This is a genomic window from Aeromonas sp. s3, from assembly GCF_040907805.1.
Classification (GTDB): Bacteria; Pseudomonadota; Gammaproteobacteria; order Enterobacterales; family Aeromonadaceae; genus Aeromonas; species Aeromonas dhakensis.
On the sequence record NZ_JBFOCQ010000022.1, the window covers coordinates 16687 to 43535 of the forward strand.

Annotated in this window: 21 protein-coding genes and 1 pseudogene; 5 read left to right on the top strand and 17 right to left on the bottom strand. The window is 57.7% G+C overall.

The window, feature by feature from the left end:
* Positions 1 to 15: 15 nt before the first annotated feature.
* From atpG to mioC, 12 genes are all read right to left on the bottom strand, one after another.
* Positions 16 to 882 (bottom strand): F0F1 ATP synthase subunit gamma, encoded by an 867-nt coding sequence (gene atpG, locus AB5Y98_RS11880; RefSeq protein WP_005307212.1) that lies wholly within the window; start codon positions 880 to 882, stop codon positions 16 to 18.
* A 43-nt stretch (positions 883 to 925) separates the two neighbouring features.
* Positions 926 to 2467, bottom strand: coding sequence for a F0F1 ATP synthase subunit alpha (gene atpA, locus AB5Y98_RS11885; protein ID WP_010635591.1), 1542 nt, complete (start codon positions 2465 to 2467; stop codon positions 926 to 928).
* Positions 2468 to 2482: 15 nt separating this feature from the next.
* A complete protein-coding gene (atpH, locus tag AB5Y98_RS11890; RefSeq protein WP_005307208.1) occupies positions 2483 to 3016 on the bottom strand; it encodes a F0F1 ATP synthase subunit delta in 534 nt (177 codons plus the stop codon).
* Positions 3017 to 3029: 13 nt separating this feature from the next.
* On the bottom strand, positions 3030 to 3500 hold the full coding sequence (gene atpF, locus AB5Y98_RS11895; protein ID WP_005307207.1) for a F0F1 ATP synthase subunit B: 471 nt from the start codon (positions 3498 to 3500) through the stop codon (positions 3030 to 3032).
* 52 nt (positions 3501 to 3552) lie between these two features.
* On the bottom strand, positions 3553 to 3795 hold the full coding sequence (gene atpE / locus AB5Y98_RS11900) for a F0F1 ATP synthase subunit C (RefSeq protein ID WP_005307205.1): 243 nt from the start codon (positions 3793 to 3795) through the stop codon (positions 3553 to 3555).
* A gap of 58 nt (positions 3796 to 3853) precedes the next feature.
* Positions 3854 to 4636 carry a F0F1 ATP synthase subunit A gene (atpB, locus tag AB5Y98_RS11905; protein WP_005307200.1) on the bottom strand — a complete coding sequence of 261 codons (783 nt, stop codon included), beginning with the start codon at positions 4634 to 4636 and terminating at the stop codon, positions 3854 to 3856.
* 8 nt (positions 4637 to 4644) lie between these two features.
* Positions 4645 to 5055, bottom strand: a complete 411-nt coding sequence (locus AB5Y98_RS11910; protein ID WP_010635593.1) for an ATP synthase subunit I — start codon at positions 5053 to 5055, stop codon at positions 4645 to 4647.
* A gap of 190 nt (positions 5056 to 5245) precedes the next feature.
* Positions 5246 to 6160: a ParB/RepB/Spo0J family partition protein gene (locus AB5Y98_RS11915; RefSeq protein ID WP_010635594.1), complete on the bottom strand. Its 915-nt coding sequence runs from the start codon at positions 6158 to 6160 to the stop codon at positions 5246 to 5248.
* Positions 6157 to 6960: a ParA family protein gene (locus AB5Y98_RS11920; protein WP_005307193.1), complete on the bottom strand. Its 804-nt coding sequence runs from the start codon at positions 6958 to 6960 to the stop codon at positions 6157 to 6159. Before AB5Y98_RS11920 ends, AB5Y98_RS11915 begins: the two co-directional genes overlap by 4 nt.
* A gap of 29 nt (positions 6961 to 6989) precedes the next feature.
* Entirely contained in the window at positions 6990 to 7613 is a 624-nt protein-coding gene (gene rsmG / locus AB5Y98_RS11925) for a 16S rRNA (guanine(527)-N(7))-methyltransferase RsmG (RefSeq protein ID WP_242761652.1), read from the bottom strand.
* Positions 7614 to 7633: 20 nt separating this feature from the next.
* Positions 7634 to 9523: a tRNA uridine-5-carboxymethylaminomethyl(34) synthesis enzyme MnmG gene (mnmG, locus tag AB5Y98_RS11930; RefSeq protein WP_252602901.1), complete on the bottom strand. Its 1890-nt coding sequence runs from the start codon at positions 9521 to 9523 to the stop codon at positions 7634 to 7636.
* 509 nt (positions 9524 to 10032) lie between these two features.
* Positions 10033 to 10482, bottom strand: coding sequence for an FMN-binding protein MioC (mioC, locus tag AB5Y98_RS11935; RefSeq protein ID WP_005307185.1), 450 nt, complete (start codon positions 10480 to 10482; stop codon positions 10033 to 10035).
* A 383-nt stretch (positions 10483 to 10865) separates the two neighbouring features.
* Here mioC and AB5Y98_RS11940 point away from each other — a divergent pair, with 383 nt between their 5' ends.
* The 5 genes from AB5Y98_RS11940 (at position 10866) to fhuB (ending at position 18423) form a co-directional block, all read left to right on the top strand.
* Positions 10866 to 12974 (top strand): TonB-dependent siderophore receptor, encoded by a 2109-nt coding sequence (locus tag AB5Y98_RS11940; protein WP_368231962.1) that lies wholly within the window; start codon positions 10866 to 10868, stop codon positions 12972 to 12974.
* Between the two features lie 79 nt (positions 12975 to 13053).
* Entirely contained in the window at positions 13054 to 14712 is a 1659-nt protein-coding gene (locus tag AB5Y98_RS11945) for a multidrug ABC transporter permease/ATP-binding protein (protein ID WP_368231963.1), read from the top strand.
* Between the two features lie 22 nt (positions 14713 to 14734).
* Positions 14735 to 15499 (top strand): ATP-binding cassette domain-containing protein, encoded by a 765-nt coding sequence (locus AB5Y98_RS11950; protein ID WP_005307174.1) that lies wholly within the window; start codon positions 14735 to 14737, stop codon positions 15497 to 15499.
* A gap of 18 nt (positions 15500 to 15517) precedes the next feature.
* A complete protein-coding gene (locus AB5Y98_RS11955) occupies positions 15518 to 16444 on the top strand; it encodes an ABC transporter substrate-binding protein (protein WP_368231964.1) in 927 nt (308 codons plus the stop codon).
* On the top strand, positions 16441 to 18423 hold the full coding sequence (gene fhuB, locus AB5Y98_RS11960; protein WP_368231965.1) for a Fe(3+)-hydroxamate ABC transporter permease FhuB: 1983 nt from the start codon (positions 16441 to 16443) through the stop codon (positions 18421 to 18423). Before AB5Y98_RS11955 ends, fhuB begins: the two co-directional genes overlap by 4 nt.
* Positions 18424 to 18724: 301 nt before the next feature.
* Here the strand turns inward: fhuB and AB5Y98_RS11965 are convergent, their stop codons facing one another.
* From AB5Y98_RS11965 to AB5Y98_RS11985, 5 genes and pseudogenes are all read right to left on the bottom strand, one after another.
* Entirely contained in the window at positions 18725 to 22969 is a 4245-nt protein-coding gene (locus tag AB5Y98_RS11965) for an AAA domain-containing protein (protein ID WP_368231966.1), read from the bottom strand.
* An 11-nt stretch (positions 22970 to 22980) separates the two neighbouring features.
* Positions 22981 to 23868, bottom strand: a complete 888-nt coding sequence (locus AB5Y98_RS11970; RefSeq protein WP_368231992.1) for a hypothetical protein — start codon at positions 23866 to 23868, stop codon at positions 22981 to 22983.
* A gap of 21 nt (positions 23869 to 23889) precedes the next feature.
* Positions 23890 to 24105: pseudogene (locus AB5Y98_RS11975) on the bottom strand (DNA methyltransferase); the annotation flags it as partial.
* Positions 24106 to 24435: 330 nt separating this feature from the next.
* Positions 24436 to 25116, bottom strand: a complete 681-nt coding sequence (locus tag AB5Y98_RS11980; protein WP_368231967.1) for a hypothetical protein — start codon at positions 25114 to 25116, stop codon at positions 24436 to 24438.
* Between the two features lie 351 nt (positions 25117 to 25467).
* Positions 25468 to 26802, bottom strand: coding sequence for a tyrosine-type recombinase/integrase (locus AB5Y98_RS11985; protein ID WP_368231968.1), 1335 nt, complete (start codon positions 26800 to 26802; stop codon positions 25468 to 25470).
* Positions 26803 to 26849: the final 47 nt, after the last annotated feature.

Consider the following 26849-nt stretch of genomic DNA (forward strand, 5'->3'; position numbering starts at 1 on the left):
TTGATAACCCTTGCCTTACACCGCAGCAGCACCGGACACGATCTCTGTCAGTTCCTGGGTAATACTGGCCTGACGGGCCTTGTTGTATACCAGTTGCAGATCGTTAATCAGGTTACCGGCGTTGTCAGTCGCGGCTTGCATGGCAACCATTCGGGCTGCCTGTTCACTTGCCAAGTTTTCCACTACCCCCTGGTAGACCTGGGATTCGACGTAGCGAATCAGCAGGGTATCCAGCAGTTGCTTGGGATCCGGCTCATAGAGGTAATCCCAGTGGTGTTTCTTGGCGAGCTTGCTGTCTTCAGTTACGGGCAAAGGCAGCAGTTGATCGACTCGTGGTTGCTGAACCATGGTGTTGACGAACTTGTTGTACACCAGATACAGCCTGTCAATCTCACCGTTGTCGTAAGCCTTCAGCATGACCTTGACTGAACCAATCAGGTCATTGACGCTCGGGTTATCGCCCAGTCCTGCGACGTGAGCTTTCACCTTGGCGCCGTGCCGTTCAAAGAAGTTGGAGGCCTTGTTGCCGATCAGAGCTAGGTCAACCTTGGCTCCTTTCGCGCTCCATTGCTTCATGTCATTGAGGGCAGCCTTGAACAGGTTGATGTTCAGACCACCACACAGGCCACGGTCGGTGGAGACGACGATGTAACCCACTCGCTTGACCTCACGTTCGATGAGGTAGGGGTGCTTGTATTCCAGGTTCCCCTGAGCGATATGGCCGATCACCTTGCGCATGGTTTCAGCGTACGGACGGCTGGCAGACATGCGATCTTGCGCACGGCGCATCTTGCTTGCTGCCACCATTTCCATAGCGCCGGTGATCTTCTGAGTGTTTTTCACACTCGCGATCTTGTTACGTATCTCTTTTGCGCCGGCCATCTCTTACTCTCCATCAGGTGGCAGCTCGCGCTGCCACACACGCTTACCAGGTCTGGGTTGCCTTGAAGTTGTCCAGCAACGCAGTCAGCTTGCCAACGATCGCGTCGTTGTAGTCGGCCTTGGCATTGATTTCAGCCATCAGCTCGGCATGCTGGGTATTGGCGTAAGAGAGCAGAGCGGCTTCGAAGTCGACGATCTTGTTCAGCTCGACATCGGAGAGATAGCCTTTTTCCGCGGCGAACAGCACCAGAGACTGGTGAGCCACGCTCAGCGGAGAGTACTGCTTCTGCTTCATCAGCTCGGTCACTTTCTGACCGTGGTCCAGCTGCTTGCGGGTCGCATCGTCCAGGTCGGAAGAGAACTGGGCGAATGCAGCCAGTTCGCGATACTGGGCCAGCGCGGTACGGATACCACCGGACAGCTTCTTGACGATCTTGGTCTGAGCGGCACCACCTACACGGGATACGGAGATACCCGGGTCAACGGCCGGACGGATACCGGAGTTGAACAGTTGTGAAGTCAGGAAGATCTGGCCATCGGTGATGGAGATCACGTTGGTCGGAACGAACGCGGATACGTCACCAGCCTGGGTTTCGATGATCGGCAGGGCGGTCAGAGAACCGGTCTGGCCTTTCACGGCACCGTTGGTGAACTTCTCTACGTACTCGGCGTTGACGCGAGCAGCACGCTCCAGCAGACGGGAGTGCAGATAGAAAACGTCGCCCGGGTAGGCTTCGCGTCCTGGCGGACGGCGCAGCAGCAGGGAGATCTGGCGATAAGCTACGGCCTGCTTGGACAGGTCATCATAGATGATCAGCGCGTCTTCACCGCGGTCACGGAAGTACTCACCCATGGAGCAGCCGGCATACGGAGCCAGGTACTGCAGGGCAGCCGCTTCGGAGGCAGAGGCAACCACCACTATGGTGTTGGCCAGGGCGCCGTGCTCTTCCAGCTTGCGCACCACGTTGGCGATGGTGGAGGCCTTCTGGCCGATCGCAACGTAGACACACTTAATGCCGGAGTCTTTCTGGTTGATGATGGTGTCGATGGCGATGGCAGTCTTACCCACCTGACGGTCACCGATGATCAGCTCACGCTGGCCACGACCGATAGGGATCATGGCATCGATGGCTTTCAGACCGGTCTGGACCGGCTGGTCAACAGACTTACGCTCGATAACGCCCGGTGCAATCACTTCGATCGGCGAGAAGCCGTCGTTGTCGATTGGACCTTTACCGTCGATCGGCTGACCCAGGGTGTTCAACACCCGGCCCAACAGACCACGACCGACCGGCACTTCCAGAATGCGGCCAGTCCCTTTTACTTTCATTCCTTCTGACAGACCGTCATAGGAACCCATGATCACCGCACCGACGGAGTCACGCTCCAGGTTCAATGCCAGAGCGTAGCGGTTGCCCGGCAGCTCGATCATCTCACCTTGCATGGCATCGGCCAGGCCGTGAATACGAATGATACCGTCGCTCACAGAGACGATGGTACCTTCGTTACGCGCTTCGCTCTTTACATCAAACTGCGCAATGCGCTGCTTGATCAGCTCGGCGATTTCAGTGGAATTCAGTTGCATGCTCTAATACCCCAATCAAGATTGCAGCGCGTCAGCCATGCGATCCAGCTTACCGCGGACCGTGCCGTCGATAACCAGGTCACCGGCCTTGATGAGCACCCCGGCCATCAAGGACGCATCCATGCTGCAATTCAGCTTCACTTTGCGCGCGAGACGTTGTTCCAGAGAAGCCTGAATATTGGCTTTCTGCTGGTCGGTCAGTTCGATCGCCGAAATCACGTCAGCCTGAACTTCTTTATCCAGTTCAGCCTTGAACGCGACGAATTCGGCAACGACCGCCGGCAGCACACCCAAGCGACCATTCTCGGCCATCACCCGGATCAGGTTCTGACCATGCTCGTCGAGTTGCTCACCACAGATGCCGACAAACAACTTTGCCAGCTCTTCGGCAGCCACAGAGCCGTTTACCAGGTTGTGGATGGTCTCGTTCTCCGCTACTTGTGCAGCGAAGCCGAGCATCCCCAGCCACTGGTCAACCGCCTTGTGCTCAACGGCAAACTCGAAAGCAGCCTTGGCGTAGGGGCGAGCGATTGTAGTCAGTTCAGACATAGCCCCGTTCCCGTTACAGTTCTGCTACCAGCTTGTCGACGATGTCGCTGTTGGCAGCCTGGTCGATTTGGCGCGCCAGGATCTTCTCTGCACCAGCAATGGCAAGAGCAGCAACCTGCTTACGCAGTTCTTCTTTGGCACGATGACGTTCAGCTTCAATCTCGGCACGGCCCTGAGCCAGGATTTTTTCCCGCTCAGATTGGGCACCGGCAGCAGCTTCATCAATGATCTGGGCCTTGCGTTTGTTGGCCTGTTCAATGATTTCTGCAGCCTGGAGCTTGGCTTCTTTCAGCTGATCGGTGGCGTTGGCCTTGGCCAAATCCAGATCTTTCTTGGCACGCTCGGCAGAAGAGAGGCCGTCAGCAATGGTTTTCTGACGGGCTTCGATGGCAGCCATCAGCGGCGGCCACACGTACTTCATGCAAAACACTACGAAGAAGAAAAAAGCAACTGCTTGGCCGAGGAGGGTGGCGTTGATATTCACAGCCTGTGTCCTCTTAGTTAGTTAATGGGTTATGTCCGGAGGTCGCTATGACTTAGCCGGCAACCGCAAACATCACGTACAGACCCAGACCAACGGCGATCATCGGGATCGCATCCACCAGACCCATCACGATGAAGAACTGGGTACGCAGAACAGGGATCAGGTCCGGTTGACGAGCTGCACCTTCCAGGAATTTGCCACCCAGGATACCGATACCGATGGAAGCGCCGATAGCCGCCAGACCCATCATCATTGCAGCAGCGATGTACAGCAGGTCCATGTTCAAGTTTTCCATGAGGATCTCCATTTATTTAGATGTAATTGATTGTATAAAAAGGATTATTTGAGTTGCATCAACCATGGTCTTCTTGAGCCATCGACAGATAGACGATGGTCAGCACCATGAAGATAAACGCCTGCAAAGTGATGATCAGGATGTGGAAAATTGCCCAAGGCACGGACAGGATCCACTGAGACCACCAGGGTAGCAAACCCGCAATCAGGATAAAGATCAGTTCGCCAGCATACATGTTGCCGAACAGTCGAAGACCCAGAGAAACAGGTTTGGAAATCAGCGTAACAGTTTCCAGGATGAGGTTAACCGGGATGGCCGCCGGGTGGTTGAAAGGCTGAAGCGTCAGCTCCTTCACAAACCCGCCGATACCCTTGACCTTGATGCTGTAGTACAGGATCAAGAAGAACACGCCCAAAGCCATGGACATGGTGATGTTAACGTCAGCAGAGGGAACCACACGCAGATAGGGAACACCCATCAACTGTGCAGCGTGGGGGATAAAGTCAACGGGGATCAGATCCATCAGGTTCATCAGGAAGATCCACACAAACACCGTCAGGGCCAAAGGTGCGATGACCTTGTTGCGACCGTGAAAGATGTCCTTGACGTTACCACTCACAAACTCGACCAGCATCTCCACAAAGCACTGCAGTTTACCGGGCACACCACTGGTAGCGTTGACGGCTACGCGGCGGAACAACCAGATAAACAGAGCGCCCAACAGAACAGAAAATATCATTGAGTCGACATTGACTGTCCAGAACCCAGACCCGACTTGCAGATGGGTCAGATGGTGGGAGATATATCCCTGAGGAGTCAGGACTTCTCCGGTTGCAGACATGAGTTTTCCTAATAGTGGTTGTTAAGCGTGAATGAGACTATCCACTGTACAACGAGGGCGAGGATATAAGTGGCAAAGAACGAGACGGTATCGACCTCGATCCCGGCGCCAAACATCAGGGCGAAAAGTCCTGTTGTAGTAATGAGCTTAATCCCTGCCCCACCATAAAAGTCCCGCAGAACCAGGCCCACGCTCTCTTTCGTCACCTTGCGGCGCAGAACCCAAAGCGTGAACAGGGCTTGAGGAACCCAGTACATGCTCCCCCCGTAGAGAGAGGAGCGTCCGGCAAACGCACCGGCCTGGTAAAACCAGACGGTACTGATCGCCAGGATCAGGACGAGCTGACAAACGAGCATAGCCAAGGCCAGCGTTAAACCTTCCAAGGCTATTTTCTGCTTCACCAACCTACCCCTGAACATTACAGAACTGTAAAAAATCGGGATCCGAAGACCCCGCGTTTACAGCCCAAAAAGCCGGTCAAATTATACCCTTGAAGACAGCTATTGCAACATGGCAAAAATCCTTAATTTTTGCGGCTTTCCGCACAGAATTAAGGTTATGTTCATATCAAAAGGAATGGATGTTTTATTACTACAAAAAGCGTAAAAATCACGATTCTGACAGGCCAAAATAGCTCAATACCCGGTCCAAATCCGCCAAGTTCTCGTAACTAATTACTAACTTGCCGCTATCCTGTTTTCCCGGCTGAAGTTGTACCTGATTGCCAATTTTTTCTGAAATCTGGCGCTCGAGATAACCAAACTGGGGATCGCGGACGGGCTCGACCCTGGCTTTTGCCGGTTCCAGCGCCTTTTGCACCAACTTCTCGGTATCTCGCACGGTCAGCCCCTTCTGGGCAACCAGTTTGGCCAGTTCGGACTGGGCCTGGCCGCTCAGGGCCAGCAGGGCACGAGCATGGCCCATGTCGAGGTCACCGTGCTCGACGAAGCGCTTCACGTCGTCGTTGAGCTGGTTGAGGCGCAGCAGGTTGGTCACCGTGGTGCGGGACTTGCCCACCGCATCGGCCACCTGCTGGTGGGTCAGTTCGAATTCGGTCAGCAGCCGCTGCAGGGCGACCGCCTCCTCGATGGCATTGAGGTCTTCACGCTGGATGTTCTCGATGAGCGCGATGGCGACGGCAGCCTCGTCAGGCACATCCTTGACCAGGCAGGGCACCACCTCGAGGCGGGCCAGCTGGGAGGCGCGCCAGCGCCGCTCACCGGCGATGATTTCGAAGGATTGCTCGCCGAGGGGGCGCACCACGATGGGCTGGATCACCCCCTGGGCACGGATGGAATTGGCCAGCTCTTCCAGCGCATCCTGCGACATGTCCTTGCGCGGCTGGTACTTGCCGGACTGCAACCACTCCACCGGCAGCTTGCGCAGTTCGCCCTGATTGGTCGGGGTCGGGGCCATGGCCTGCTCGGTGCGCTGATCGCTCATCACCTGCTTCTGGCGCGCGGCCGTGCTGGTGCTGAGCAGAGCGTCCAGCCCCTTGCCCAGCCCACGTTTTTTCGGCGTCATATGCTCTCTCGGTCTGCGATGGTCACCTGGCGCTCCTGCTCCTGGCGACGCAGGATCTCGCCAGCCAGAGCCAGATAGGCCTTGGCGCCCACCGATGATTTGTCATAGTGCATGGCCGGGGCGCCGAAACTCGGAGCCTCCGCCAGTCTTACGTTGCGGGGAATGATGGTGCGATAGACCTTGTCCCCGAAGTGCTGTTTAAGCTGATCGGACACATCATTGGCCAGCCGGTTGCGGTGATCGAACATGGTGCGCAGCACCCCTTCGATCTTAAGATCCGGATTGACCACGGCTGCCAGCTTGCTGATGGTGTCGACTAGGGCGGTCAGCCCTTCCAGCGCATAGTATTCGCACTGCATGGGCACCAGCACGGAGTCGGCGGCGGCCATGGCGTTGACGGTCAGCATGTTGAGAGAAGGCGGGCAGTCGATGAAGACGTAGTCGTACTTGTCCCGCACAGCGGCCAGCGCGTTGCGCAGGCGGATCTCGCGGGCGAAGAACTCCATCAGACGAATTTCGGCCGCGGTCACGTCGGCATTGGCGGCGATCAGGTGATAGCCCCCGGAGGTTTCGGGGATGATCACCTCGCCGATGGGGGCGTCCTCGATCAGCAGCTCATAGGCGGTGCGCTCGACTTCGTACTTGTCGACACCGCTGCCCATGGTGGCATTGCCCTGCGGATCCAGATCGATCACCAGCACCTTGCGGCGGGTAGCGGCCATGGAGGCGGCCAGATTCACACAGGTGGTGGTTTTACCCACTCCACCCTTCTGGTTGGCTATGGCGATGACTTTTCCCACACTGTCCCCTAAATGAAACTGCGACCCTATTAGGGCTGGATATGTTTGAATTCCAGCAGATGACGTTCGCCTTCCAGCTCCGGCACCACCAGTTGATGGGAGGCGACCAGACGGATGTTGGCGGGCAACTGGGCCAGCTCCTGCTCGGGATACTGTCCCTTGAGCGCGAGGAAGCTGCCCTGGGCCGACGGCAGATGGTGACACCAGCCCAGCATGTCCTCCAGCGAGGCGAAGGCCCGGCTCAGCACGCCGTCAAATCCCACCTCGGGCTGATACTCCTCGACCCGGGATTTGACGGGAGTCACGTTGGTCAAGCCCAACTCCAGGATCACCTGGCGGATGAAGTTGATCCGCTTGCCCAGACTGTCCAGCAGCACGAACTGCTTGTCCGGATTGATGATCGCCAGCGGCAGTCCGGGCAGACCCGGGCCTGTGCCCACATCGATGAAGCGCTCACCGTGCAGGTGCCGGCTCACCACCAGGCTGTCGAGGATGTGCTTGACCAGCATGGCGTCCGGATCTCGTACCGAGGTGAGATTGTAAGCCTTGTTCCACTTGTGCAGCAACTCGACAAGCCGAACCAACTGGGTCTTTTGGGTCTCGGTGATAACAATTCCGGCCTGCATGAGCAGGCCGTTCAATCTTTCCAGCATGTTTTGCAACGGTAGGATCCTCAGGCGGTTTTACGCAGCAGGCCGTGTTTTTTCAGATGAACCAGCAGGATGGAGATGGCCGCCGGGGTGATGCCGGAGATGCGGGACGCCTGACCTATGGTCTGCGGCTTGGCATCGTTGAGCTTGGCGATCACCTCGTTGGAGAGGCCGTTGACGTCGCGGTAGTTCATGTCCAGCGGCAGCAGGGTGTTCTCGTTGCGCAGCTGCTTCTCCACCTCGTCGTGCTGGCGTTCGATGTAGCCGGCGTACTTGATCTGGATCTCCACCTGATCGGCGGCGGCCGAATCGCTCAGCGCAGGCCCGACCCCCTCGATGGCCATCAGCGCATCGTAGGTCACCTCGGGGCGACGCAGCAGCTCTTCCAGGCTCTGCTCGCGGGTCAGCGGGGTGTTGACCAGGGCGTTGACCGCCTCCAGCGACGGATGTTGCGGGTGGATCCAGGTCGAGCGCATGCGCTGACGCTCCTGCTCCACCTGTTCCATCTTGGCGTTGAACTTGCTCCAGCGCTCGTCATCCACCAGGCCCAGCTCGCGGCCGACGGCGGTCAGGCGCAGATCGGCGTTGTCTTCCCGCAGCAGCAGGCGATATTCGGCACGGCTGGTGAACATGCGGTAGGGTTCGCGGGTTCCCAGGGTGGAGAGATCGTCCATCATCACGCCGATGTAAGCCTGATCCCGGCGCGGATGCCAGGGATCCTTGCCCTGCGCACGCAAGGCGGCGTTCAGACCGGCCAGCAGGCCCTGGGCTGCCGCCTCTTCATAGCCGGTGGTGCCGTTGATCTGGCCGGCGAAGAACAGGTTGCCGATGCACTTGCTCTCCATGTTGGCCTTGAGATCCCGCGGATCGAAGAAATCGTACTCGATGGCATAACCCGGGCGGGTGATGTGCGCATTCTCGAAGCCACGCACAGAGCGGACGATCTGCACCTGCACGTCGAACGGCAAGCTGGTGGAGATCCCGTTCGGATAGAGTTCGTGGGTGGTCAGGCCTTCCGGCTCGACGAAAATCTGGTGCGCCGTCTTGTCGGCAAAACGGGTGATCTTGTCCTCGATCGATGGGCAGTAGCGCGGACCAATCCCCTCGATCACCCCGGCGTACATGGGGCTGCGATCCAGGTTGTTGCGGATCACCTCGTGGGTGCGCTCGTTGGTATGGGTAACGTAGCAGGGCACCTGACGCGGATGCTGGCTGGCATCGCCGATGAAGGAGAAGACCGGACGCGGATCGTCACCGTGCTGGGCCTGCATCACCGAGAAATCGACGCTGCGGGCATCGATGCGGGGCGGCGTACCGGTCTTGAGGCGATCGATGCGCAGCGGCAGTTCCCGCAGGCGCTGGGCGAGTGCGATCGAGGGAGGATCCCCGGCGCGGCCGCCCTTGTAGTTTTCCATGCCGATGTGGATCAGGCCGTTCAGGAAGGTACCCACGGTCAGCACGACCGTCTTGCCGCTGATGCGGATCCCGCTCTGGGTGACCACGCCGGCAACCCGATCCCCGTCCATGATGAGATCGTCACAGGCCTGCTGGAAGATCTTCAGGTTAGGGTAGTTCTCCAGCATCTGGCGCACGACCGCCTTGTACAGCAGACGATCCGCCTGGGCACGAGTGGCGCGAACCGCCGGGCCCTTGGAAGAGTTGAGGGTACGGAACTGGATCCCGCCAAGATCGATGGCACGCGCCATGATCCCGCCGAGAGCGTCAACTTCCTTGACCAGGTGTCCCTTGCCGATCCCGCCGATCGCCGGGTTGCAGGACATGTGTCCCAGCGTATCGATATTGTGGGTCAGCAACAGTGTATTGAGGCCCATCCGGGCTGCCGCTGTTGCCGCTTCGGTTCCTGCATGACCGCCACCGACGACGATCACATCAAATTGTTCATGGTATTGCATTGGGGATCACCTTGATCTGCACGCCTGAAGATCTTTGTTTGCCTGTGCTCGAGGGCGGAACATTCTATCTGTTTAGCGTCCTGAGGGGAACGTCTACTTAACGTTCAGTATGGAGGGAGGATCCACTAAATAGATCTTAAGGATCTTTAGATCGATCTTTTATTGGATCTTTTATTAGGATCCGCCGCTTCTGTTGATAAGCACTTTTTGATCATAAAGATCATCGTCTTAAGAACGATCTCTGGTTGTGGAAAAGCTTGGATCCTGGCCCCGTGAACAGGGGGATAACAAGGGTTTTTATGCACAGACACCCTTTGGTTTAGATCTAATACATGGATAACTATAGGTTTTACAGAGTTTCACACAGGAGTTATTCACAATTTCTCGGAGCATTCTAGGGGAACCCTTGGAACAACTTCTCCGGATCCACCTGTTAATAACCTGGTGGATAGCGATCTGGGGATAAGCGGGGAGATCGAGCCGTTCTTGCCGGATCTCCCGCTCCCGGTTCAGGCGATCAGGGCCAACCAGTCCCGGATCCAGATTTCGGCTGCATCTTCCGGGATCTCGTGCCGGGTCACGTCGATGTCGAGACGATCCCCAATCCGGCTGGCGCCGCACTCGGCCAGCAGTCGATCCAGCGTCTTGCCACCCTGGCAGAAGGTGTCATAACTGCTGTCTCCCAGCGCGATCACCCCGTATTTCCAGCCATCAAGATCCGGACGCTGCTCGGCAAGATCCTTGGCGAAAGGCTGCAGATTGTCGGGCACATCGCCGGCACCGTGGGTGGAGGTGACCACCAGCACTATGGCCTCCGGCTCGGCAAGCACCCTGGCCAGGCTGGCGGGGTTGTGGATCTCGGTTTGATGGCCCGCTTGTTCCAGCAGGCCGGCGATGTGGTCCGCGACATATTCAGAGGCGCCCAGCATGGAGCCGACGACGAGATTGAGTTTGGCCATGGAATGGATCCTGATTTCAGACGAAGCAAGAGAAAGCCGGATTCTACCGCCAAAGGGTGTGGATAAATATGGATAAAGCTTGGGGATAATGGATCCTCGCTGCTTTTGTACGGAAAAAAGGGATCCCCGCCCACCGATCCAGCCCAGTCTTGCGATCGTGTCGAAAAGGGGCCGTTTCCTCCTCTTGTGTGTTCTCCGCTCGGCTCTTGATACGTTAAGTAACAATGCAGATGCAAATGATTAGCAATTATTGAATCGATTCGATCATGGCTCCTGTAGTAGCATGTCGCTGCTTTATTCGCCTGAGGAACCGGGCTACCGGCATGACCGGCTACCAATAATAAGAAATCAGAAACAACTCATTGATATTTGAGACACTTACTATGATTGCGCAAAAAAACACCCCCATCGCAGCGATGCGAAAGAGAGGGGCACAGCAACTGCTGCCGCTCTCCTGCCTGTTGGCCAGCCTGCCCGTGCTGGCGGCCGAACAACCGAAAGAACTGCCCAAAGCCAGCGAGACCATGGTGGTCACCGGCACCGCCATGAAGGTGGAAGTGCCCATGGCCGAGACGCCTCGCGCCGTCTCCGTGGTCAACCGCGAGGAGCTGGATCAGCGTGCCGTGCAGCAGCTTGACGAGTCCCTGCGCTACCGCTCCGGCGTGCTCACCGGCCTCTATGGCTCCGACAACAATACCGACTGGTTCAAGGTGCGCGGCTTCGATGCCGCGTCCTATCTGGATGGCAACCGCCTGTTCGGCACCGGCTATTATCTCTGGACGCCGGAGCCGTTCGGCCTGGAGAGCGTGGAAGTGCTCAAAGGCCCGGCCTCGATCCTCTACGGCGAGGCGCCTCCCGGCGGCGTGATCAATGCCATCAGCAAACGGCCGACCGCCACCCCGCAGGGGCTGCTGGATCTGCAGCTGGGCAGCCGGGATCACCGCCAGATCGGGGTGGATGTCTCCGATGCACTGACCGACAACAGCCGCTACCGCATGGTTGCTCTTTATAAGGAGCGTGACGGCGTGCTGGACGGCACCTACAACGATCGCGTCTATCTGGCGCCGAGCGTGACCTTCGATCTCTCGGATCGCACCAGCCTGACCCTGCTGGCCAGCTTCCTGCACGACGAAGGGGTGCCAACCAACGGTTTCTTCCCGGTTTACGGCACCCTCAATACCAGCGGTGGCCAGATCGATCCCAGTACCAACCTGAGCCAGCCGGATTACGATCGCAACCGCAATACCCAGCTCTCCACCGGTTACGAGCTGGCCCACCAGCTCAACCAGACCTGGGAGTTCAAGCAGAACGTCCGCTTCAACTACAACGATCTGCTGCTGCGTCAGACCTATATCTTCCCGACCTATGAAGGCACCACCGCCTTCCGCGGCCTGATCTATCGCGACGGCACCACCAAGAGCGCCACCATGGACAATCAGATGGTGGGTTACTGGAACACCGACAGCACAGAGCAGACCCTGCTGCTGGGGGTGGATCTGCAGCGCCATGTCAATGAAGGCCAGGAAGCCGACAACTACGGCATGGGCTCCATCAATACCATGAACCCGGATTACAGCGGCTTCCCCGGTTTTGATGAATCCACCGCCACCCACCAGAAGAGCACCAAGGGCCAGAGCGGCCTCTATGCCCAGCACCAGATCCGCTGGGACGATCGCTGGTTGCTGACCGGCGGCGGTCGCTTCGACTACGTGGAGACCCACAACATCAGCGAAGCCAAGGGCAAGAACGAGAAGCAGTATGATCACGAGCTCTCCCTCTCCGGCAGCCTGATGTACCTGGCCGACAATGGTCTCTCTCCTTATGTTGCCTATGCCGAGTCGTTCGAGGTGCTGCCGGGGATCGACCCCAACACCAGCGAATCCTACAAGCCGCTCAAGGGCACCCTGTACGAGACCGGCGTCAAGTACGCGCCGAGCTTCCTCGATGGCTACATCAACCTGGCACTGTTCGATCTGGAGCAGACCAACTCGCTGGTCTCCACCGGTTCCGGCCAGCAGACGCAGGCCGGCGAAGTAACCTCCCGGGGTGTCGAGCTGGAAGGGAGCGTGCAGGCCACCGAGGCGCTGCGCCTGACCGCCGCCTACACCTATACCGATGCCAAGACCAACGACACCGGCAATGGCGATCGCCGTGCCAGCCTGATCCCGCGCCACCAGACCTCTTTCTGGGGCAACTACAAGGTGCAGCAGGGGCCGGTCTCCGGTCTCGAGCTGGGGAGCGGTGTGCGCTACGTCGGTTCCAGCGTCGGCATCGGTGCCGTGAATGCGGACTACACCCCCATCTACGGCTCGGCCCAGGTGCCGGCCCATACCGTGTGGGATGCGATGATCGGGTATGACTTTGCCAAGAACTGGCGGGCTCAGCTCAACGTCAACAACCTGCTGGGTGATACCTACGTGGCCAGCTGCGACTACTACTGCTACTACGGCGAGCCGCGCAGCGTAGTGGGCAGCATCAACTACCGCTGGTAATCGGAGTGGGGCGGGAACCGGGTTCCCGCCCTTCTTTTCATCTGCAGTTGCTCTGATCTCTCTGGAATACCGGTCCGTTATGGAACTCTTGTCTCTGGTTTATCGCCAATATCGTTGGCCCTTCATCGCCATTACCCTGCTCAGCCTGCTCAGTGCCGTCAGCGGGATTGGTGTCATTGCCTTTATCAATCAGTCTCTCGTCGAATCCGTCGGCGATCCGCTGCCGGTGCTCGGCCAGCTGATCGGCCTCATCTTATTGCTGCTGGTGATCACGCTCGGCTCTCAGCTGGCGCTGACCACCCTCGGCCATCATTTCGTCTACCGGCTGCGCGGCCGCCTGCTCAAGCAGTTGCTGGATACCGATGTCGCCCGCCTGCGCCAGATTGGCCAGGGGCCGCTGCTGGCCTCCCTTTCCAGCGACATCGGCCAGATCACCATCGCCTTCGTGCGCCTGCCCGAGCTGGTGCAGGGGCTGGTGCTCACCCTGGGGTCGGCCCTCTATCTTGGCTGGCTGTCGCCGGCCCTGCTCGGCGTCACCACCCTCTGGGTCACCTTCACCATGGTGGTGGGCTGGCTGCTGGTGAACCGGGTCTATCGCCATCTCTCCCACATGCGTCAGGCCGAGGATCGGCTCTATCAGAACTATCAGGCCATCATTGCCGGCAGCAAGGAGCTGGCGCTCAACCGCGAGCGGGCCCACTTCGTCTACCACCAGCTTTATCAGCAGAATGCGCAGGAGTACCGCCAGCAGATCATCCGCGCCGACACCTATCACCTGAGCGCGGTGAACTGGTCGAATATCATGATGCTGGGGGCCATCGGTCTGGTCTTCTTCCTGGCCAACGGGCTGGGCTGGGCCGACACCCAGGTGGCCGCCACCTTCGCGCTGACCCTGCTGTTCTTGCGTACCCCCTTGTTGCAGGGCATTGGCGCGCTGCCGACCCTGCTCTCGGCCCAGGTGGCGTTCGACAAGATAGCGGCCCTCAATCTGGCCGCGCCGGACGCCGAGTTCCCGCTGCCGTCCGCACCCCGCGCCTGGCAGCGCATCGAGCTGGAGCAGGTGAGCTTTCACTATCAGGGGGAGGGCGGTTTCGCAGTGGGTCCCATCAACCTGGTGATCGAGCGGGGGGAGCAAATCTTCATCATAGGTGGCAACGGCTCCGGGAAGTCGACCCTGGCCATGCTGCTGACCGGCCTCTATCAGCCGGTATCGGGCCGGATCCTGCTGGATGGGGATCCGGTTACCGATCGCAACGCCTATCTGGCGCTCTTCTCCGCCATCTTCACCGACTATCACCTGTTCCAGCACCTGTTGGGGCCGGAACCCAAGGATGAGCTGGTGGCCGAGTGGCTGGAGCGGCTGCAGATGGGCAGCAAGCTCACCATCGAAGATGGCTTCATCGCCGATATCGACCTCTCCCAGGGGCAGCGCAAGCGAGTCGCCCTGCTGCTGGCGCTGGCCGAGCAGCGCGAGGTGATGCTGTTCGACGAGTGGGCCGCGGATCAGGATCCCCAGTTCCGCCGGATCTTCTATCAGCTGCTGTTGCCGCGCTTGAAGGAGATGGGCAAAACGGTGATCGCCATCAGCCACGACGATCTCTACTTCTCCCAGGCCGACCGGCTGCTGGAGATGCGCCAGGGCCGGCTCAGCGAGTTGACCGGCGAGCGGCGCGAGCAGGTGAGCCGCGATGCGGTCGCCCATCTGGATTGTGACTTGAATGCAGAGGTGCCGGTTTGAACCCGGCCAACAGGAACCGCTTATGTTTGAGATGAAATCAGCCAGCTTCGCGGTCAATGACCGCACGCTGCTGCACCCCACCGATCTCTGTTTCGAGCAGGGCAAGGTCTATGGCCTCATCGGCCACAACGGTTCGGGCAAATCCACCCTGCTCAAGCTGCTGGCACGCCAGCAGCCGCTCAGTGACGGCGAGATCCGGTTCGATGACAAGCCGCTGCCGGCGTGGGGGGCGCGCGACTTCGCCCGTCAGGTGGCCTATCTGCCCCAGCATCTGCCGAGCGCCGAAAACCTGCTCGGGCGGGAGCTGGTGGAGATGGGCCGCTACCCCTGGCGCGGCCTGCTGGGCCGGATGGGGGCGGAGGATCACCGCCAGGTCGAACGGGCCATCGCGCTGACCCATACCGAACGCTTTGCCGACCGGCTGGTGGACACGCTTTCCGGTGGCGAGCGGGGGCGGGTCTGGCTGGCCATGCTGCTGGCCCAGGAGAGCCGTTTCATCCTGCTGGACGAGCCGCTGGCCGCGTTGGACGTGGCCCATCAGGTGGAGGTGCTCACGCTCGTCAAGCAGTTGAGCCGTCAGCTCAAGCTCGGGGTCATCATCGTCATTCACGACATCAACATGGCCTCCCGCTTCTGCGATCGGTTGGTGGCGCTGCACTCCGGCCGCCTGCTGACCCACGGCGAACCCGAACAGATCATGACCGGCGAGACCCTGCACGCCATCTATGGCATCCCGATGGAGGTCATTCGCCACCCGGCCCATGACCACGCCATCGCCATCGTTTAGACAAGGCTTGTTATCTCGATGCTTTTATTCAAGAAAGTTGGCTGGTTCTGCTGCCTCTTGGCTCCGCTCATGTTGCAGGCCGAGCCAGCGATGCTTGCCGCTGCAGACCACCCTCAAGCCGATGCTGTGAAGTCGGTACCCCGCATCGCCACCGTCGACTGGACCATAGCCGAAACCCTGTTGGCGCTCGGGGTGACGCCGCTGGCGGTGGGGGATGTCGGCTCCTACCGCGCCTGGGTCGGCGAGCCGCTGCTGCCGGCCGCCGTGGTGGATATCGGCCAGCGTGCCCAGCCCAACCGCGAGCTGCTGGCCGAGCTCAAACCCGATCGCATCCTCATCTCGCCGCTGGCGGCCCCGCTGGCGCCGACCCTCTCCCGCATCGCGCCGGTACAATCCATAGAGCTCTACGAGCCGGATGCCGATCTGTGGCAGCGGCTACACGAGGCGACCCTGACCATAGCCGCGCTGGTGAACAAAACCGCCGAGGCCGAACAACTGCTGGCCAGGCTGGACCAGGATCTGGCGCAGATGCGGGCCACATTACCCGAAGATCTGCCGCCCCTGCTGGTGGTGCAGTTTATCGATGAGCGCCATGTGCGGGTATTTGGCCGCCACAGCCTGTTCGAGGCGGTGATGCAGCGGCTTGGCCTGCGCAATGGCTGGCAGGGGGAAACCAATGCCTGGGGCTTTGCCGTGGCCAGCCTGGAGCAGTTGATGGAGCTGCCGCAAGCGCGGCTGGTGGTGGTCGATCCGATCCCGGTGGGGGTGAGCGAGCGGCTGCAGGAGCCCGGTCTGTGGCAACAGTTGCCACAGGTGAGGGCGGCGGCCGTGCTGCATCTGCCCGCGGTGTGGAGTTTTGGCGGCGTGCTGGCGGCGCGCCGCTTTGCCGTGCAGCTCAGTACTGCGCTGCAGCGGGATGGGCAAAGCGGGGAGGGGCTGCAATGAACCGGATTTTTCCATCGCCGCTGCGGCTTCCCGTCAGCCTGCTGCTGGGGCTGACGCTTGCGCTTGCCGGTTGGGAGCTGGCCGATCAGTTGCCGGTAGCGCGTTGGCTGGCGACCCTGTTGTCGCCGGATCTGACCGATGCCAGCCAGGCGGTGGTCCACTTCAGCTGGTTGCCGCGCCTTGCCGTCTGCCTGCTGGCCGGCGCCGCCCTCGGGCTGGCCGGCACCCTGATGCAGCAGGTGCTGCGCAATCCGCTTGCCTCGCCCACCACCCTGGGGGTGGCCTCCGGCGCCCAGCTGGCGCTGATGATGGTGACCCTGTTTGCCCCCTCCTGGCTACTACTGGGGCGAGAGTGGATCGCCATGGCCGGCGGCAGCCTCGCCATGGGGCTGGTGTTTGCCCTGGCCTGGCGTCGCCAGCTCAATCCGGTGGTCATCGTCTTTGCCGGGCTGGTGATCAACCTCTATCTGGCAGCCATCAGCATGGGGCTCCTGCTGTTCTTTCAGGAGGAGCTGAAAGGCTTGCTGGTGTGGGGCAGTGGTTCGCTGGTGCAGAACAGCTGGAGCGGCGTGAGCTACCTGCTGCCCCGTCTGCTGCTGGCCGGCGTGCTGGCCGCAGTACTGGTGCGCCCGCTGGCGGTGCTGGAGCTGGACGATGCCAGCGCCCGCAGTCTGGGGATCTCCCTTCAACACCTGCGTTTCGCCGGACTGGGGCTGGCGGTGTTCGTCACTGCCTGCGTGGTGAGCGTGGTGGGGCTGATCGGCTTCATCGGGCTGGCGGCGCCCGCCTTGGTGCGCTTGCTGGGGGTGAGAAAACTGGCCCTGCGACTGCTGTGGGCCCCGGCTCTGGGTGCTCTGCTGCTGGCGGCCACCGATCTGCTGCTGCAATCCCTGAGCCGCAGCGGCTCTGCGCTTATTCCGACCGGTGCCATGACGGCCCTGTTGGGAGCGCCACTGCTGTTGTGGCTGATCCCGCGCCTGGGTATCAAGTCGGGCACGCCGAAGGCGAATGCCGCCCTGCTGATGGCCCGCCACCCGGCGCCAGCCCGCCTTGTCGGCCTGATGTTGATGGGACTGGTAGTGGCGGTGATCGCCTCCCTGCTGTTTGGACAGGGGATGGACGGCTGGCACTGGCCGAGCTGGCTGCGTTGGCAGGCCCAGCTGGAGTGGCGGCTGCCGCGCACCCTGGCGGCCGGTGCGGCGGGCATGCTGCTGGCGCTGGCGGGCACCCTGCTGCAACGGGTCAGCAGCAACCCCATGGCGAGCCCCGAGCTGCTGGGGGTGAGTGGTGGCACCTTTATGGGGGTGATTGCCACGGCGCTGCTGCTACCCGCCCTGCCGCTGCCCATGATGCTGGCCGGCGGCCTGCTCGGTGCCTTCGGCTGTCTGCTGTTGTTGCTGCTGGTCAATCGCAGCCACGGCTTCCAGCCGGAGCGGCTGCTGCTCTCCGGCATCGCCATCACGGCGCTGTTCGAGCCGTTGCAGGCCATCGCGCTGGCCAACGGTGACCTGCGGGTGCAGCAACTGCTCTCCTGGATGTCCGGCTCCACCTATTACGTCACCCTGCCGATTGCTGGCGGGTTGGTCGTGCTGGCGCTGACGCTGCTGGCGGCCTGCCTGCTGCTCAGCCGCTGGCTCGATCTGCTGCCGATGGGGCCGGCGGTGGCCGCCGCGCTCGGCATTCGGCTCAACCGGGCCCAGCTCGCCATCCTGCTGCTGGTGGCCGTGCTGACCGCCAGCGCGACCCTGGTGGTGGGGCCGCTCTCCTTCGTCGGCCTGCTGGCACCGCACATGGCCAAACTGATGGGGCTGGTGCGGGCACGCTGGCATCTGCTCGGTGCCGCCGTCTCCGGCGCCCTGCTGATGGTGTCGGCGGACTGGATCGGCCAGCAGATCCTGTTCCCGCAGGAGGTGCCGGTGGGGCTGGTCTCCACCTTGTTAGGGGGCGCTTACTTCATGTGGTGCCTGCGCCGCCTCTAGGTTGGTGGATGAAAAGTGCACAAAAAAAGCCCGGGATGAACCCGGGCTTTTTATTGCCTGCCGTGCGGCGTTATCGATGCAGAAGCTAGAAAATACATATAACTATATGTAAATATTGGGCTTTAAGTTTTTCTATTTATCCACATGGGAACAAATATGGGAACACTTGTTGAACGCTCCCCCACTCAGCACCACACCTCACACAAGCTCTCGGTCTGCAAGCACCAGCTGGTCTGTAGTGCAGCCACACCTGCAGGCTGCCATAAGTCACAAAACTGCAAAGCTTGTGAGTCACCTAAACTCACCCCTTGAATCTCACCTGAGCCCACCTACTGTTCCCTCCAAGCGACAAAGTCGTCGTCACTCGTTGGTTACAAAACTCTTCCACGTAGTTCTTCAGAGCATATGCTGTTTGCAGTGCCCGTTTGTCTTCTGGGATGTGAGCTGCGAGCGCATCAGGCATAACAACAATGCACTTGGCCATTGCACGAGATACGGCAACATTAGTGCGCTCCAACTGCATCAGGAACGCCTCTTCTCCCCCGATGATATCCACATCAGCCACACCAAATGTCACAATGATGGTGTGCCGCTCACCACCTTGGAATCGTTCGACCGTATCGACCGCATCGGCAATGAGATTAGCCTCTGCAGGCCAGAGATTCTCTAGCTCCTGAATTACAAGCGCACGTTGTGCGCGGTGAGGGGTTACGATGCCTATAGATCCCTTCCAGAATTCTTGTGCTGTCACTGCTCTATGAACTGCTGTGCTATTGCGTCCGTCCAGCTCAGCACTGACCGTATTCCTGAGCATCCAAACCATGCCTGCGACGAGTTGCGCCTCATACCGGTTACCTTGAGATGAGATATCGTCCTCATGCAGTAAGGTGGCAACTTTGGAATCAGGTCGCAGGAGATCGTCAAAAGCACCGCACCATGGCAGATGAGTGGGATATGTGCTTTGTGCTGGGAGGGGCTGCACAAAGTGAAGGGAAGTCTGGGGGTACTCAGCGATAAGGGTGTTTGGGTATCCGATGCTTCGCGCAAATTCCACGACGTGTTCATTGGATCGGTAGTTTCTCTCGAGCACGCTTTGCTGAACAGGATGCGGGAAGGGGCGCTTGCTTAGGTAGGTCTGTATGCTCCCCACAAGGTACGCAGCTTCCGCCGGTGGCTCAATGGACGTAATCGGGGGCATCTGCAGGTGGTCACCTGCGATTATGAGCCGCCCGTCAGTCTTTAAACCAGAGAAGGCGGCTATGGCATGAGACACCGGCACCTGAGAGCTCTCGTCGATGATGACGACATCGAATACCTCGTGAAGCGGCGCATTGGCAAGTTGTTTGGCAAACTGGCGTGCTTGGCGTACCTGGCATCCCACCAGCGTCACATCATTACCGCCAGCGAGTTTAGCAAGACAGCTCTGATACTCCGTGGAGTCGCGAGTGACGAACATCGTCTGGTAGTCCAAGTGGCTCTGCAAACCGGCAGGGGGCGGAGTCGGGGTGCGGCCCTGCGAGTAACCTAGGTATACCGTGCATGACGAGGTGCGGTCCGTATTGAGAAGTTTTGTCGCTCGATGGATCACCTCCTCGACTGCTTTGTAGGTCGGTCCGGTGACGAGGATACGAAGCGGCTGACTCTGAGAGACTGCGTGGGCAACCATCGCATGGATCATGGCCGCAAGGGTGTTCGTCTTCCCTGTGCCTGGTGGACCCCAAATGAGTGTTAGTCCGCGCTCAATGCCATGTGCTACGGCAGCTTCTTGTGAAATGTTTAGGTTGTGCAGTACTTTAACATGGCTTGCCAAGGACTGTGCGGTATGGGTTGGAACAACAACCTTCTGCTCCATAGCTGCTGGATTCCAGAGGACCCTGGCTGCTGGCGTTTCGGGGGAGCCAGTACCACGACGGTGGGCAGGAAGCTTGATGCCCATTGCTTTCGCCGCGTTCTGGTCGGGAAGAGCAATCCGCGGATCGCCAATAGCTGAGAAGATGGGTGTGCTGTGTTCAGCCCAATTGAATGGCGCAGGTTTCTTGGCTTCCACCAAAAAAACATCGTCAAGCAGCGGAAATGCTGCATTCGCAATGAGGTAAGGAATTAACTGTGGCTCATTCCTCACCCGCAGTTGTACACGAGCTCGTGCCTGCTGACGGTCGAAATAAACGAGTTTGGCCGCTACAATAGACCAGAACGGACGCATCAGGAGATCTATGTTTCCGGTGTATGTTGGCGCTCCTGCACGCAGTAGGCCAGTAGGTTTTCCAAGTGGCATTCCCGGCCGACCAAGCTTGCCTAAGGTGAGCAATGATTCCTCTTTGAATTTGGCTTCGGTTGAGGTTGGAGCTACATCAAATTCGTACTCATCCCCTCCAACATGAATGCCATTTTTCAGAATAATAGCTTCGTAGGTAGCTTCAAGTCTTTCACCGTCCATTGACAACTTGATATGGGCTTCAAGCTGACTTGTGCTGAAATCAAGTTCGTCCCACCATAGCCAGAGCTTGCTGTCAAATGCTACACCGCGGGCACCTTGAGGGATGGAGGTCGGAATACGCGCCGCTCGCGATCGAAATTGCCCACGGTAGTCCTGCCGCAATTTCTCACACACAACCTCAAGCGCTTTACTCTGTTTGCCCAAAGCATCGGAGTATTGAGCAATGACGGTATTTCTAGGAATGTTACTTGCCCCCCGTTTTACCTGCGGTAAGTTCGACCAAATTTCGTAGATGCGCTCTCGAGGAATACCATTGCTTAAATATTCTCGATAGTAGGAGTCATAAACGGCAGGCGACGAAGGGCCGCCCCTGTAGTGTTCTGCCGTGTCGAACAACGTGATGACATGGCGGGTTGGCGCGAACACCAACCTTCTCACAATGTCATCGACCGCAACTATAGTGGCCGCATCTATTGAATCAGGGCGAGCCACCATTTCTTCAGCAGGGAATACCCAAGCCAAAGCTTTCGCCTTCCGGGCTGAAAGGGCCATCACCCGAGGGAGGTGGCGCCCCATTGCATTGCATAGTTCTTGGAACTGCCTCTGTTCCCAGAAGTGGATTTGACCGGACAGTGAACCAGTCACCATTGCTTCGGCAACGTCGATGTGGCTGGCTATCTGTGTCAAGAACCCCTCAAGAGCAACCCACTCAGCAGCAAGATTTTTTTGGTCAACGACAAAGGGAACTGGTTGAAAACGGCGGGGGGGCTGGCCAGCAGTAAAGTTCGTCGCGATACCGGAAAGTGATAGCCCTGTGAGCAGCCCCGAACTGGAGTCGAAATTTACGCTTGCGTACAAAAGAAGGTTGGCGCTGGGTACCAGTGACGCGATAGTGGCACCCTGGTCGCGGGATAGGTTTCCAGTCGTGATGGCTGTAGACCGAGCAGGTAATGTTTTTGCTTCGCGCTTCAGCAGAGTATGTTCCTGTAACGCTGGATGACCCGTTGCAGCGGCAAGACCGAGCGTGTTCTGAACTGTGTGCTGACAAAGCACTTTCTTAGCGCCTCGCGTCACCCCAGGGACTAAGCACAGGTGGCCGTCGGCTTCTGCCAAAAGCATACAATAGTGGCCGGGCTGTGCATCGACCTTGCCTCGGTCTCGCTGCCCCATGTGTCTCTTGTCTCCTAGCCAGTCGCAGCTTCCGCACGAGCTTGTAACATGCCAATCCAGATCCTTCCACCCATCTGATCGAGAGTAACCAATTTGGATAACCTTCACTATGTTTTCGAAGAATCCTCGGATGGAAGGTAAATAAAAACGCAAGTGAGCATCTTCCGAGTCCGCTATGAGTGCATCTAATCGCTTCTGTGTGGTCACTCCTGCTTGGTGCTGAAGTCTCTCGAGCTGGCTGTCACCCTGCCTTGATCGAGTCCAAAGGAATGAGTTTGTTGTTACGAAGTATCGGCTACTCAGTGTGGGGTGTAAGCATAACCAGTTCGCCATCATCAGCGCGTACATCGCGATTTCCGAGCAGTAGCTTGGGTTGGCCTCTGCTGTGTGCTTGATGTCAATGATGCTCAATGCCATCCGTTGCTCGGAGGCTGGGTCGATTGTTCGCCGTGTTCCGTCAGGCCGCACTTCCATATCATCAGAATTTGGATGCCTTACGTAGACGACATCTGGGATAAAGTCAGCCAACGGTGGAACCGTTGGGATATCGGCTGCAGAAAGGCCAATGTGTCCCAAGACTGTTGTCTGGTGAGTACCAATCGAAAAGTGCCCTTGAAGAATCAGGGCAGGAGCAGAGGTGAGTGCTGTGAGCTCTGCCAGCAGGTCTCTGTCTTGGTACTTACTTCTGGATTTAGTGTACTTGGTTATGCCAGAGAATATTTGGATCAACTGGTCGTTTCGGTCAGTCTCGAACTCTACACCTTGAACGGAGAGGAGGCCGATTCCTGGACGCTTGATCGGTTCAGGAAGGCCAGCAGTAACCATTCCTTTTGGGTCATGCAACGATAAGAACAGTTCCTTGTCACATCGAGTACGCAGAAACGTGGAAAGCGTTTTCTTGGAAACTTTAAGAGCAACAAGCGTTGGAGATATAGCCATTGAATTTATCCCTATATTCTTCTGACGTGGAAGTCATACTCCACTGCTGCAGACGAGTCTGATGCCATTTGATCAGCTTGCCTTTTACCAGAGGACGCGGTCTTGGCAGTTTTTATTCGCACAACGTCCCATGTCACGCCGGACTCTTCGAGAGACGCCTGAACCAGAGCCTTTGCATCAATCTTGCAAGAAGGAATGATTCCGAAGCGGATGTACATATCGAGTTCATCTGATTTCGTTCTCGCCATGTTTCGCCATACTTGGCCAAGCGACTTCGCGAATATGTCCGTACCAGTGTGCTGTAGTTGGAAGTCATTGCCGTATTTCACATGGTCTGCCCCACCAAGGAACCAGTTACGTAGCCACTGATCCTCCACGTAGGTCTTCATGCCGTAGTACGGAGGTGATGTCACTACGACATTGAAATCGAGGGACGATGCTGGCAAGGAGGTTGCGAGACGAGAATCCCCATGTCGCACATAAGTGAACGTTCCAGTCTTAGGAAGCGGGTGCTCTTGTATACGCTCAAGTTTCTTTCGTAGGATCTTTAGGACATCAACTGTAGGCGCATGCAACTGCTTTGTTGCCCAGTACCGAACAGAGTAGTCAGGCTTGGGAGCAAAAGTGCGGGGCATCTGGTTCGAGAAGTATGAAAGATTTTCAAGTGACTTGTTCAGAGGACCATGTAGACACCCGAGCATTGCAGCACGAAGGACAACAGTGTTATCCGTATCGCGCGAGACGCATAGCAGTCCATGCCGAATCGCACAAACAGTGCGTAGGACGGTAGGCGCATATGCATGCTGGAAAAACTCTGAATCTGGCACAGGAACATGCGAATGTCTTTCCACATATTTCTTCGCGAGCTTGAGTACAGATTCGGTATCAAATGAAGCCATCTTTGCGCGAGCAATTGCTACCGCAATTGGGGACGAATCAATTCCGCGGGCGTTTAGTCCAAGCTTTCGAGCAGCAAAGAGAGTCGTCCCGCGTCCACAGAACGGGTCCATGATGACAGGAGACTGATTCTTATGTGCCTGGAGCACACCTAGAGGGTACTCAAGGGGAAACATTGTGAAATAAGGACAAATGGCATTAAGCGCGTTTTCACGCTCGTAAGCTAGCGACCGGGGCATGGCACCTCAAAGTTGTTTTTGCTATTCAGGGCAGATTTTTGACCTTGTCACCTTGAAGGTAGGTGACATAGTTTTTGTGACATTTTTCCTGACTTGTCGTATTTGGTCTGTCGCCACATTGCAACGCTCAGGAGCACGATAGTATCAACCCGTAGTTAATCCCTGCTCTCTCGGTCAACCAGCCAATACCTACAACTGATGGCAAGATTGACTAGGTCCAATTCAAAATCACCAGACAACTGGACTCGATAATCACTCACAGTTTATTCATCCGCCACTTCTCTAACTGTGACTCAGCCACCTAAATTGATGTGCGGAATGATTAGACCACTACACGTGCGCCATAGCGAGCATGATTGGCTGCGCTAGTGTGAAATGGTATTGCTCGGTAAGTTGGTACCCAAATGCTCGTATGTATTCTGTTTTGGGGTTTTGCTTGCGAGATGAAGTTGCAGCCGCAACCATGCCTGACTTCTCAGGTTTGAAATCACGCATCACGTTTGCCAGCGTACCAAGCAATGCAGTGAGTGTGGGGGCTGTATCCCATGCATAGCGCAAGCTATTCCTAAGCTCTTCTGCCGGGTCGATCACCATACTTTCGTCAGGAGACATAAATTGCACGTTAAGGGTGGGGAAGGGCTCGTCGCTGACTAATGCTGGTTTTGCCTTGGGCATCTCTCGCTCCGGCTGGTCGCCTAGTAGATAGCCCCGCAGGCCACGCCACATATGCAGATTACGTCCCCGATCTTCGTGGTTGTCGGTTTGCCGTAGTAAAGCTGGGATTGAATAGAGCTCATCTGGGCCGCTGATGCCAATATCCGAAAAGCGGTCAATTGTGTTAATCACAGTCTCTATTGAGTTGACTACCACGCCTGCCTGATCCGCAGCCCGCTTCGATTTGTCACGTGATTTTGCAAAGTCTTGGTGCGCAGCCCATGCCGCTCGGATGAAGTTTTCCCACTGCTTATCGTCGCTAAAAATACGCGTCAGCAGGGCGAATGGCTCTGCCATTCGCGGATCTTGTCCTAACCGGCAAAGGCAGGCCACCTCGACTGCGACGCTGTCCCTATGGGCCAAGGCTTCGGCCCTTTGTATTCTCAAATTTGGTAGGTAGTCTTCTCTGCCCCGCTGTAGGAACGATTCAATTGTCCGTTCGATGCCTGATAAGATTTCTTCCGCACTAGCGAGGGATGAAGCCCATCCATGTTGTTCCCATGAATCGCCTTCAATCAAAGTTGTTATTAATACCCTGACCGCTGCCGGGGTGTATGCTGGAAAGTCCATCTAAGCACTCTGTTATGGTGTCCTCGGCTGTTCCGGTCTGTATACAGGGGTTAGCGTCTGGCGAGTGGAGATAATGGTTTATGTTGTCGATTGGTACGATTTTCCAAAGGGGCCGATGATGACCTTGCCGCGACCATCCTCAATCTGGCTATCCACGAAGTCAGCCCACCATTGCAGCATTTTCCGTCGCGGATCCAGATATTCGGCTTTGTTATAGATGCCTGCCACGCCTCCAACCTCATGGGCTAAGGCTTTCTCGATCCACTTGGAATTGAAGTGACCAGATTCATTCAGCTGAGTTGACGCCGTTCTGCGGAAGTCGTGAATGACAAAGTCCCTTACCTCGATGTCCAGTGTTCGAACCGCGACATTGAGGGTGGATTTAGAGATGGGCTTGTGCAGATCGCTGCGACTAGGAAATACCCATTCAGAACCACTTGATAAGCCCTTCAACTCCTCGAACATCGCGACCGCTTGCCGAGATAGAGGAACGAGGTGGGCTTTGCTCATCTTCATACGTTCGCCAGGAATTTCCCACATCGCCCCCTCAAGGTTGAACTCTTCCCAGCGGGCTTCGATCAGTTCCGATTTACGAACCATGCACAGGATGAGCAGGTGTAGGGCCAGCTTATGGGCGCGCTTCATGTTGGAGTGATAGATGGTCCGCAACAGGATTCCGATTTCATCTGGCCTTAGGGCCATGTCCCGGCTTCTCGCTCTGGCGATGTATTTCGCCTCGATAGCAGTGGCGGGGTTGAAGGTGATCTTTTGCCGCCCAATGGCATAGGAAAACAGCCGCTTCAACACGTTACGGGTTTGCAGCGCCATTTGATCGGCACCGCGATGTTTGATCCTGTCGGTAATGGCGAGGATATCGGCCACCGTTACTTCGGCGATTTGCTTGCCACCAATCGCCGGGATCACGTCCTTCTCCAGAATGCGTTTGATGTTGCGAGGATTGCTGTTCGTGGGTTCGGCAATCTCGGCATACCAGTACCAGGCAAAGGCTTCCACCGTCTCACTCGCTCTGGTGGCTTCCTCTTTCGCCTTGGCCTTCTCGATAGCCTTTAAGCACCATTCGCGGATAAACAGTTGGGCCAGTTCCTTGGCTGTGGGGGAGGTGTCGTTGGGGATAGGATCGCCACGTTTCAAGGCCATCGGGGAGAGACCACGACCGGCCAATGCCTTGCAGTCATCGCGCCAGCTACGGGCTTCGGAGAGGGAATAGGCAGGGTAGTTACCCAATGTGATTTTTTCCTGCTTGCTACCACGTCCACCGACTCGGTAACGCAGCCGCCACACCATTGACCCACCCGGCATGACGTCAAGATGAAGCCCACCTTCGTCGGTTTTGGTGTATGGCTTTTCGCCCGGTTTGAGATTTCGTAGCTTCGTATCCGATAGAGCCATCATGCACCTCCATTTGAGCCCTGTGTTCCCATGGAAATTGCATCACCACG